Consider the following 10071-nt stretch of genomic DNA (forward strand, 5'->3'; position numbering starts at 1 on the left):
CCGACACCATGCCAGAACCATCTTTTAGGACCCGAAACCGGCCTGGTTTTTTCCCCATTTACCGGTTTCCGCTCCTCGTACTCTAGCATCCCGTTTGGGGTGTGCAATAGTACAAATCCGTGCTTCGCCAACAAATTAGCTGCAATGCAGCATTGGCAAAGCAATACACGTTATTTGACACCTTCGCGCGAACGATAGCCAAACGGGCTAACACGTTCATACAACCACGGATACTGGGACAGCATCTTGTTCACCCGGACAATCCGAAATGAAATTGTGGCAATTGCGAACAGAATAACCGTGTCAAAAATAAAACCCGACAAGGACAGAAGGTCACCGCCAAAAAGGGCAAATACCAAAAACCGGTCTGTGAACCCCAGCAGGATGGCATAGGGTAACAGCTGGCTTATTGACCGCCAGGTGTTGGCAACCGCCTGCCCCGTCATCATTGCGCAAAATCCCATCAAAATAATGGTAATGCCAATGGTAACGCCAATGCTGGTGCCTGTAATTGCTTCCATAACGCTATCTCCTAGTGTCCGCCTTCAAGATACGCGGCGCGTACTTCAGGGTTTGCCAGCAATTCGGCCCCGCCGCCCGACATGGTAATGTTGCCATTCACCATAACGTATCCACGATGGGCCAGCTTCAGCGCATGGAACGCATTTTGCTCAACCAGAAAAACTGTAACCTTGTTTTCCCGGTTGATTTTTTTGATGGTTTCGAAAATCTGTTTTACCACCAATGGTGCCAAACCGAGAGAAGGTTCATCAAGCAGCAGCAAACGTGGACGCCCCATCAGGGCGCGACCAATCGCCAGCATTTGCTGTTCACCACCCGACATCGTACCGGCACGCTGGTTAATACGCTCTTTCAAACGCGGAAACAGATCAAACACCATTTCCAGGTCGGAATCAAAATGCTTGGGGTCCTGGGTACAGGCCCCCATTTGCAGATTTTCAAAAACTGACATGCGCGGGAAAATGCGCCGCCCTTCCGGGGATTGCTGAATTCCCAAGCGGCAAATATCATGCGTCGGCATCCGGCTGATGTCGGTACCTTCAAACAAAATACGGCCTTTGGAAACCTGTGGCGAGCCACAGCACGTCATTAAAAGGGTCGTCTTACCGGCACCGTTGGCACCGATCAGGGTAACGATTTCCCCTTCATTGACTTCCATATCAATGCCCTTGAGGGCTTCGATATTCCCGTAGAAGGTATGAACACCTTCAATCTTCAACATGGTCATATCGCCTTCTCCCTCACTGTGCCTTTGGGTCAAGATGAAGATCCTGGGCAACTTCCGGCGGAAGTTCATCGTCTTCTTCTTCACCCAGATAGGCACGGATCACCGCGGGGTCGTTTTTAACGGCCTCGGGGTTGCCATCAGCGATTTTCTTGCCGTAATCAAGCACGATAACATGGTCTGAAATCTGCATCACGACACTCATGTCATGTTCGATCAGCAACAGACCAATGCCCTGCTCATCCCGGATGCTTTGCAACAACAGGTTTAATTCAGCAGATTCACGCGGGTTCAAACCTGCGGCCGGTTCATCAAGGCACAAAAGCGAAGGTTCAACACACATGGCACGGGCAATTTCCAATCGGCGCTGGTTCCCGTAAGGAAGGTTACCTGCATTCCAGTCGGCAAATTCGTAAAGCCCGGTTTTATTCAACCAGAACTTTGCCCGTTCAAGTGCCTCTTTTTCCGCGTTGGCATAACGTTTGAGGTTAAACAACCCGGCCAGCGAAAACAGAGACGCATCCATCAGACGGTTATGCTGGGCTACAACCAGGTTTTCCAGAACCGTCATGCCGGTAAACAGACGAATGTTCTGGAAAGTACGTGCAACACCGTTATTTCGCGAAATGCGAAAACCTTCAGTACGCTCCAGCAAACGCGGGCCATCATTAGCGCTAAGTGTTAACCGCCCTTCTGTCGGGACATAAAACCCGGTCAGGCAGTTAAACACTGTGGTTTTACCAGCACCGTTCGGGCCAATAATTGCCGTGATTTCCCGCTTTCTCGCCGTAAAGGACAAATCGTCAATTGCGACCAGCCCGCCAAAGCGCATTGTCAGATGTTCAACTTCTAGCAACTTGTTGTCGGTCATGATTTTTCTCCGGCAACTTTTTCTTTCTTGCTCATATTCAGCAAGATTGTCGGATCACGGAAAGACAAAAGACCGCGCGGACGCCACAACATGATAGCAACCATACCGGCACCGAAAATGAGCATGCGGTATTCGGCCAGTTCGCGGAACATTTCCGGGAAGCCAATCATGACAATTGCGGCAAGCACCACACCAATCTGGCTGCCCATGCCACCCATCACAACGATGGCCAGAATAACGGCAGATTCAAGAAATGTGAAACTTTCCGGGCTGATAAACCCTTGACGGGTGGCAAAGAATGCCCCGGCAAAACCGGCAAACATCGCACCGATGGCAAAAGCCGACAGTTTGGTGTTGGTCGGGTTAATCCCCAGTGACCGGCAGGCGATTTCGTCTTCGCGCAGGGCTTCCCACGCACGCCCGATTGGTAATTTCCGCAAACGCATGGTTACGAAATTGGTCACCAGCGCCAAAATCAGGATCAGGTAATACAGGAAGATCAGACGGTGCATCGACGAATATTCAATTCCGAACAGGTCGGAGAAACGCGTAACGCCTTCTGGCACCCGGCGCGAGAAATCGGCCAAACCAAAAAACGAAGGACGTTCAATCGATGCAATACCGTCAGGACCACCGGTAAGATCGTACCAGTTAATCAGGATCACACGAATGATTTCACCAAAGCCCAACGTCACAATGGCAAGGTAATCACCACGCAACCGCAAGACCGGAAAACCAAGGATGATACCAAAACTTGCCGAGAACAGCCCCGCCATTGGCAGGCACAGCCAAAAGCTGAGACCGAAATGCTGGGACAACAAGGCATAGGAATAGGCACCAACCGCATAAAATGCGACATAACCAAGATCAAGCAGGCCTGCAAGCCCGACCACAATGTTCAGCCCCCAACCAAGCATGATGTAAATCATGACAAGGGTTGCAAGGTCGATTGCAGAGCGGTTTTCGCCAAAAATGAACGGGAAGATAATGAAAAAGGCAATCCCGAGCATACCGACTTTTTTGGTGTTGGTCCGATAGGCAACCTGCAGTCTGGCGGAAATCTTGTTGCTTTCGTCTTCATCCCCGGTCGGACGACCTTTGGCCGACGAAAAATAGGCGATAGCAAAGACAATCGCGATCAGACAGATGAAGAAAATCGCGCGCCCAACACTTTGTGTCGCCATATCAAACGTGACAGGTGACACCCAGCGATCGTCAAGGTCGCGGAAACGAACGAACATTTCAAAAACCATTAACGCTGAAATGACGATCAGCGCGGCCTGAAGCAATCGGGACAGATGTTCACGACGCACAATCAGGCCAAGACGGCCAACAACCGTTGCACAAACCGCCAGAAGCACAAGGTCCCAGCGCAGGGCAAGTTCAAGTCCGGTCGGACGGTCAACAGTTTCAACACCCAAAATCATGATCGACATCATGACGGCCAATACTGCAAAGAACGCCAGTTCCTTGGCAATGTCTACCGGGGTAACACGCGAAGATGTAAGTAAAGACGACATCAGACTTTCTCCACCTCCGGTTTGCCCAGAAGGCCCCACGGACGGAAGATCAGCACCAGAACCAGAATACCGAATGTCGCAACATCCTTGTATTCGATGGTGAGATAACCCGACCAGAAGGATTCAATCAGGCCAATAAGCAAACCGCCAAGCATGGCACCTGGCAGCGAACCGATACCCCCAAGAACTGCAGCGGTGAATGCCTTAACCCCGGCAAGGAAGCCAATATAAAAGTCGATCACGCCATAATACAGGGTAACCATCATCCCGGCGACAGATGCAAGAGCAGCACCCATAACAAAGGTCGTCGAAATGGTGCGGTCCACATTGATGCCAAGCAAGCCCGCCATCGTCCGGTCCTGTTCACAGGCACGCTGGGCACGACCAAGCGATGTTTTGGCGATCAGGGTCGAAAACACAACCATCAGCACAAAGGTCAGCACGATGATGACAATCTGCATATAGCTAAGCTGAACATTAAAGTTCGGACTTTCCATTAGCGTAATGCCACCCTTGATCAACGGTTGCATTGGTTTGACGCGCGCACCCTGTGCAATTTGCACAAAGTTTTGCAAAAAGATCGACATACCAATAGCCGAGATCAATGCTGCCAGGCGAAAAGACCCGCGCAACGGTCGATACGCAATGCGTTCAACGCCCCAGCCATAAACCGAGGTCATGACCATTGATACGACCAGCATCAAAAGAAGTGTTAACGGCAAAATGCCGCTAATTCCCGCCGCCTGACAAATCAGGAACGTAATCAGGGAATGAAAGGCGCCCAGCATATAGATTTCGCCGTGCGCAAAGTTGATCATGCCGATGATGCCATAGACCATCGTGTAACCGATCGCGATGAGGCCATAAATGGCGCCAAGCGTCAGTCCATTGATCAATTGTTGTAAAAAATAAGCCCAATCCATTGCTCAACCTTAGATTTGGCACAGACAAACGCCGTCCTCGACAGCAAGGCTGAAGGCAAAGAACAAGGATATACAAATGTTGTTGGGTAAGAACCCATCTCCCCATTGCCCCCTCGCAAACCTCCGCAGCCTCCGTCTTTTTGTTATCGGGGTATCCCCGCTTTTAAGTTTACGAACGCGATCATTCTAATGTGATTCTATGTTCGAAAACGCGATTTACGGTTGGAACCTTAGACACATGTGGTCAAAGGCTGCAAGCGTGTTTGAAAAATTGGTTGAATCTCCCGTTTTCCCACCCCTGGATAGAATTTTTTACCATAATGGTGGAACAACCAACCGTTTCAATATTGTATATTTTATCCCTTATTCAGGACGTATTCAAGTTTTTGTACCGCGACACGCTTTAGTTGCTCTGGATTACGTGAAACGGGTCCTGCGACAGTTACCTCCTGCCCGGTAGCGGAATCAATGGCAGTGCAGCGCAAGTACTGCCCTACCTGCTTGAATTCTATAAATATTTCCCGTCCTTTGGATGAAGCAGGTGCCATAATTTATCCCGGATAGCATTTTTGACTGCGACGCAAAGCATAAGTATAACTTGGTATAAGAGCAACAATACTACCAAATGCTCCGAATCTGGATATAAAAAATGCGGAGGACATAAATCCTCCGCATCGTCGTAGTGAATTATGCTGTAGGATGATAAAATTGCATCAGATCAGCAGGCTTTATTCGCCATCAAGCATTTTGACGATTGCCGAAAAATCACGTCCGCCATTTCCCCCGGCACTATACATCGCATATAAACTTTCGGCCAAAGCACCCATCGGGGTGGTTGCATTCGCACCTGCTGCAGCCTGCTGGGCCAATTTCAGATCTTTTAACATCATATCAACAGCGAAACCTGCCTGATAATCACGATTGGCAGGTGACGCCGGCACCGGGCCAGGAACCGGGCAATAACTGGTCAGTGACCAGCACTGACCGGATGCCTTTGATGAAATATCAAACAGTTTCTGGGCATCGACACCGAGACGTTTGGCCAGCATAAAGGCCTCTGAAACGGCAATCATGCTGACACCAAGGATCATGTTGTTGCAAATTTTAGCCGCCTGCCCGGCACCGTTATCACCGGCATGAATAATGTTGCTGCCCATCGCCTGCAAAATTGGCTCAGCCGAAGCAAAGGCATCTTCACTCCCCCCCACCATAAAGGTAAGGGTCCCCGCTGTTGCACCACCAACACCCCCGGAAATAGGGGCATCTACCGGGCGCATACCGGCAGTCTGCGCCAAATCGGCGGCTTTGCGGGCAGAATCAACATCGATGGTCGAACTATCGATAAATAACGTATTCGGGGCGGCATGGGCCAAAAGACCTTCCGGCCCGTCATATACAGCCAACACATGTTTACCTGCAGGCAACACCGTTACAACGGCATCCACATTGCTTGCAGCATCCGCCAGCGAATTCACCGCCGTTCCGCCAATCTCCACCGCTGCTTTTACCGCATCAGCCGAAAGGTCGAACACCTTCACATCATGCCCGGCCCGAATAAGGTTGGCCGCCATCGGACCGCCCATATTACCCAACCCGACAAAACCAATCTTTGCCATTTTTACCGTCTCCTCTGATAGTCCGGTCATAACCGGTTTTCATTGTTTGATATTAACCTGATGGTTATATGAATCTGCCCGCGCTAAATGGTCAGTTCCTGTTCATCTGGCAACGGGGCAAAAAAGGCATCCACATCTCGCGGGTCAACCTGCCCAATATCCCCCTGCGCCCAAACCGGGTTGTGATCCTTGTCCACTATTACGGCGCGGACCCCCTCAAACAGGTCAGGTTTTTCAACCATACGCTGGCTTAGACGAAACTCCATTTTCAAGTCCCCGGCAAGATCCAGCTTTGCCCCCTCACGTATCTGTTTAAACGTAACGGCCAATGCCATTGGGGACTTTGTTTTGATCATTTTCAATGTTTTGATTGCAAACTCCGAACCTGATGCCTCAAGTTTTTCCATCACATCCACAATCGTATTTGCACCAAAAACAGTATCAATTTCCACCTGATGTTCCGCCATTAATGCCGGACTATGATCATGGGAATACTGCTTTAAAATCTGTTCGACCTGCTCACAGACCTGGGACATCTGGTTGTCGTTTTTCACCCCGAAATCTGCATTGACCAATGCCTGTTTTATCCTTGCAATATCACTGCTTTGGCAGCCATGTGTCGCAATACCGGTATATAAACAATCCGCAGCGCCCAGGCGCGCACCGGTCAGGCCCAGATACATTCCCGTCGCGCCAGGGCATCGTGGCAAAAAATATCCACCGCCGACATCGGGGAAAAAACCGATACCGGTTTCCGGCATTGCAAACATGGTTTTTTCCGTCACCACGCGATATCGGCCGTGAACCGAGACACCAACACCACCGCCCATCACAATGCCATCCAGCAAGGCAATGCAGGGTTTGGGGTAATGCGCCATATAGTGGTTTAACAAATATTCCCGCCGGTAAAAGGCATCCAGTAATGCTGGTTCGTTATTTTTACGCGCATCATACAACCCGCGAATATCACCACCCGCGCAAAATGCTTTGTCACCCGTGCCTTCAATCGTCAGAACAGCAACTGATGGATCGTTTTCCCATGCCTGCATCTGATGATGGATGGCATCGACCATTGGCAATGTCAGCGCGTTAAGGGCTTTAGGCCGGTCCAGATAAATCTCGCCCACTGCACCATTTACAGCAAAATAAACACCGACATCGCTCATATTAATGCTCCTGCATTTGGCCTTGTAGTTATCACCAATCTAGTCGCGCAACGCAGCGCGCGCGATGATAACCCGCATAATTTCATTTGTTCCTTCAAGGATTTGATGCACACGCAGATCGCGCAGCAATCTTTCGACGGGATATTCACGAATATAACCATACCCACCATGCAATTGCAGGGCATCGTTGCAAACAGCAAAGGCAATATCGGTGGCAAACCGTTTGGCCATGGCGCAAAATTGTGTGGCATCAGGTGCTTGTTCGTCAAGTTTGCAAGCAGCCTTGTGCAGCAACAACCGTGCAGCTTCCAGTTCGGTAACCATATCGGCATATTTAAACTGTAAGGCCTGAAACGATTCTAGCGGTTTGCCAAACTGTTTACGCACCTTCATATGGTCACGCGCATGCTCCATTGCCGCCCGTGCCCCGCCAATCGAACATGCCGCAATGTTCAAGCGGCCACCATCAAGTCCCTTCATGGCAAATTTAAAACCGTCGCCTTCTGCACCCAGCAAATTTTCAGCCGGAATAATACAATCACTAAAAATGACGGCTGATGTCGGCTGGCTGTTCCAGCCCATTTTCTCTTCCAGCTTGCCAAACGACAGGCCCGGTGCATCTTTAGGCACCAGAAAGGTCGAAATCCCGGCGGCACTTTCGTCACCGGTGCGCGCCATCACCACATAAATATCGCTTCGTGACCCGCCTGATATAAACGCTTTCTCGCCGTTCAGCACGTATGTGTCACCAGTGCGAACAGCCCGGGTCCGCAACGATCCGGCATCAGACCCGGAACCCGGTTCTGTCAGGCAATAACTGGCGAAATGTTCCATTCGGGTAAGTTTGGGCAAAAACTCCTGGCGCTGGCGCTCGCTGCCAAACCGGTCAATCATCCAGCATGCCATGTTATGAATAGATAAATAGGCCGCTGTCGAGGGACACGCCGTTGCCAGTTCTTCAAATATCACCGCCGCATCCAGACGCCCCAACCCTGAACCGCCAACATCATCGCGGGTATAAATTGCAGCAAACCCCATTTCAGCGGCCTGGCGTAAGGTTTCTTCGGGGAAAATATGTTCGGCATCCCATTTGGCCGCGTGCGGCGCCATTTCGCCAGCGGCAAAATCGCGGGCAGCCTGCTGAAAGGCCAACTGGTCGTCGGAAAGGGCGAACTCCATCGGATATTTCCTCATCAGGGCTATTGTTTCCCTTTACGTAAACGTAAAAAACACCCGATGTCAATTAATTCGGCATAACCTTACCGAAATACGCCATTATGAATATCAGGAAAAACTGCAACCAACCTGTACGTGCGGTTCCGCACCATCTTGTCCGTACGGAATTAATATGCCTTACTGCGGCAAACACCTTAAAAACACCAACAGGGAAACGGAAATGACAGACAGCAAAAACCCGGAAACCATTGTTCTTCATGCGGGATACCGCGCAGACCCGACCACCGGCTCCGTCGCAGTGCCCATTTACCAAACCACCAGCTATCAGTTTCGCGATACGGAACATGCGGCCAACCTGTTTGCCCTTAAAGAACTGGGGAATATTTATACCCGCCTGACGAACCCGACAAACGATGTGCTGGAACAACGCATTACCGCTCTGGAAGGCGGCGCTGCTGCCGTTGCCGTTGCGTCGGGCCAGGCGGCAACAACCTTTGCCCTGCTTAACATTGCCCAGGCAGGCGACAATATTGTCAGTTCAACTGATCTTTACGGAGGCACATGGAACCTGTTTGCCAACACCTTTCGGCAAATGGGAATCGAAGTGCGTTTTGCCGACCCGGCAGACCCGGAAAACTTTCGCAAGCTGGCCGACGACAAAACCCGGGCATTTTATGCTGAAACCTTGCCTAACCCCAAATTGCAGGTTTTCCCGTTACGCGAAGTCGCCGATATTGGCGATGATCTCGGGATTCCGCTGGTTGTTGACAATACGGCCGCCCCGGTCCTGTGCCGCCCGATAGAGCATGGCGCCAGCGTAGTGATGTATTCAACCACCAAATTCATTGCCGGGCACGGCACGTCGGTTGGCGGGATTGTTGTTGATTCAGGTAAGTTTGACTGGGAAAAACATGCAGAACGCTTCCCGCTTTTGACCCAGCCAGATCCCAGCTACCATGGCGCTATCTGGACCGAAGCTGTCAAACCGATTGGCCCGGTGGCATACGCGATCAAACTGCGTTGCACGTTGCTGCGCGATGTTGGTGCGGCAGCCTCGCCGCTTAGCTCGTTTCAAATTATTCAGGGCATGGAAACATTGCCCTTGCGCATGGAACGCCATTGCGAAAATGCCAACAAAGTGGCTACATTTTTGCAAAACCACACCAAAATTGCCAAGGTCATTCACCCCAGCCTGCAAGATGGTGAAACCCGCCGCCGGGCTGACCAGTATTTAAAAGGTGGATACGGTTCGCTCATGGGGTTTGAATTAAAAGACGGCCGGGCAGCGGGCGAAAAGTTCATCAACAGCCTGAAGCTGTTTTACCATGTCGCCAATATTGGCGACACACGGTCGCTGGCCATTCACCCTGCGACAACAACACATTCACAAATGTCAAAATCCGAACTTGCCGCATCGGGCGTGAGTGAAAGCTACATCAGGCTTTCCATTGGCATCGAACATATCGACGATATTCTCGCTGATCTTGAGCAGGCACTTGCTCTCGTTTGAGACCGTCACTTGCCTGATTTGCCTAGGGTCTGGACTCAATTGG

At 50.8% G+C, this 10071-nt stretch carries 10 protein-coding genes; 1 reads left to right on the forward strand and 9 read right to left on the reverse strand.

Features of this window, described 5'->3' with window-relative positions; all coding sequences use genetic code 11:
* Positions 1-170: 170 nt before the first annotated feature.
* From THS27_RS15135 to THS27_RS15175, 9 genes are all read right to left on the reverse strand, one after another.
* Entirely contained in the window at positions 171-521 is a 351-nt protein-coding gene (locus THS27_RS15135) for a DUF6867 family protein (protein WP_085592290.1), read from the reverse strand.
* 11 nt (positions 522-532) lie between these two features.
* Entirely contained in the window at positions 533-1243 is a 711-nt protein-coding gene (locus THS27_RS15140) for an ABC transporter ATP-binding protein (RefSeq protein ID WP_085592315.1), read from the reverse strand.
* Positions 1244-1262: 19 nt separating this feature from the next.
* The gene (locus tag THS27_RS15145) at positions 1263-2117 is read right to left on the reverse strand and encodes an ABC transporter ATP-binding protein (protein WP_085592292.1); all 855 of its coding nucleotides are present in this window, start codon (positions 2115-2117) and stop codon (positions 1263-1265) included.
* Positions 2114-3637, reverse strand: coding sequence for a high-affinity branched-chain amino acid ABC transporter permease LivM (gene livM / locus THS27_RS15150; RefSeq protein ID WP_246832977.1), 1524 nt, complete (start codon positions 3635-3637; stop codon positions 2114-2116). The genes THS27_RS15145 and livM overlap by 4 nt, the downstream gene beginning before the upstream one ends.
* Positions 3637-4560, reverse strand: a complete 924-nt coding sequence (locus THS27_RS15155) for a branched-chain amino acid ABC transporter permease LivH (RefSeq protein WP_085592294.1) — start codon at positions 4558-4560, stop codon at positions 3637-3639. The genes livM and THS27_RS15155 overlap by 1 nt, the downstream gene beginning before the upstream one ends.
* A 356-nt stretch (positions 4561-4916) precedes the next feature.
* The gene (locus THS27_RS27740; protein ID WP_085592296.1) at positions 4917-5108 is read right to left on the reverse strand and encodes a hypothetical protein; all 192 of its coding nucleotides are present in this window, start codon (positions 5106-5108) and stop codon (positions 4917-4919) included.
* 180 nt (positions 5109-5288) lie between these two features.
* Positions 5289-6176, reverse strand: a complete 888-nt coding sequence (mmsB, locus tag THS27_RS15165; protein ID WP_085592298.1) for a 3-hydroxyisobutyrate dehydrogenase — start codon at positions 6174-6176, stop codon at positions 5289-5291.
* An 83-nt stretch (positions 6177-6259) separates the two neighbouring features.
* Complete coding sequence (locus THS27_RS15170) at positions 6260-7342, reverse strand: enoyl-CoA hydratase/isomerase family protein (protein ID WP_085592300.1); 1083 nt, start codon at positions 7340-7342, stop codon at positions 6260-6262.
* A 39-nt stretch (positions 7343-7381) separates the two neighbouring features.
* Complete coding sequence (locus THS27_RS15175) at positions 7382-8521, reverse strand: acyl-CoA dehydrogenase family protein (RefSeq protein WP_085592302.1); 1140 nt, start codon at positions 8519-8521, stop codon at positions 7382-7384.
* A gap of 217 nt (positions 8522-8738) precedes the next feature.
* Between THS27_RS15175 and THS27_RS15180 the strand changes: the two genes are divergently transcribed.
* On the forward strand, positions 8739-10028 hold the full coding sequence (locus THS27_RS15180) for an O-acetylhomoserine aminocarboxypropyltransferase/cysteine synthase family protein (protein ID WP_085592319.1): 1290 nt from the start codon (positions 8739-8741) through the stop codon (positions 10026-10028).
* Positions 10029-10071: the final 43 nt, after the last annotated feature.

This window comes from Thalassospira sp. MCCC 1A01428, assembly GCF_002115825.1.
Taxonomy (GTDB): Bacteria; Pseudomonadota; Alphaproteobacteria; order Rhodospirillales; family Thalassospiraceae; genus Thalassospira.

What these genes read in the sequence shown, in the direction of transcription:
- THS27_RS15135 (WP_085592290.1), bottom strand. Translation starts at nt 521, where the DNA reads ATGGAAGCAATTACAGGCACCAGCATTGGCGTTACCATTGGCATTACC.
- THS27_RS15140 (WP_085592315.1), bottom strand. Translation starts at nt 1,243, where the DNA reads ATGTTGAAGATTGAAGGTGTTCATACCTTCTACGGGAATATCGAAGCC.
- THS27_RS15145 (WP_085592292.1), bottom strand. Translation starts at nt 2,117, where the DNA reads ATGACCGACAACAAGTTGCTAGAAGTTGAACATCTGACAATGCGCTTT.
- livM (WP_246832977.1), bottom strand. Translation starts at nt 3,637, where the DNA reads ATGTCGTCTTTACTTACATCTTCGCGTGTTACCCCGGTAGACATTGCC.
- THS27_RS15155 (WP_085592294.1), bottom strand. Translation starts at nt 4,560, where the DNA reads ATGGATTGGGCTTATTTTTTACAACAATTGATCAATGGACTGACGCTT.
- THS27_RS27740 (WP_085592296.1), bottom strand. Translation starts at nt 5,108, where the DNA reads ATGGCACCTGCTTCATCCAAAGGACGGGAAATATTTATAGAATTCAAG.
- mmsB (WP_085592298.1), bottom strand. Translation starts at nt 6,176, where the DNA reads ATGGCAAAGATTGGTTTTGTCGGGTTGGGTAATATGGGCGGTCCGATG.
- THS27_RS15170 (WP_085592300.1), bottom strand. Translation starts at nt 7,342, where the DNA reads ATGAGCGATGTCGGTGTTTATTTTGCTGTAAATGGTGCAGTGGGCGAG.
- THS27_RS15175 (WP_085592302.1), bottom strand. Translation starts at nt 8,521, where the DNA reads ATGGAGTTCGCCCTTTCCGACGACCAGTTGGCCTTTCAGCAGGCTGCC.
- THS27_RS15180 (WP_085592319.1), top strand. Translation starts at nt 8,739, where the DNA reads ATGACAGACAGCAAAAACCCGGAAACCATTGTTCTTCATGCGGGATAC.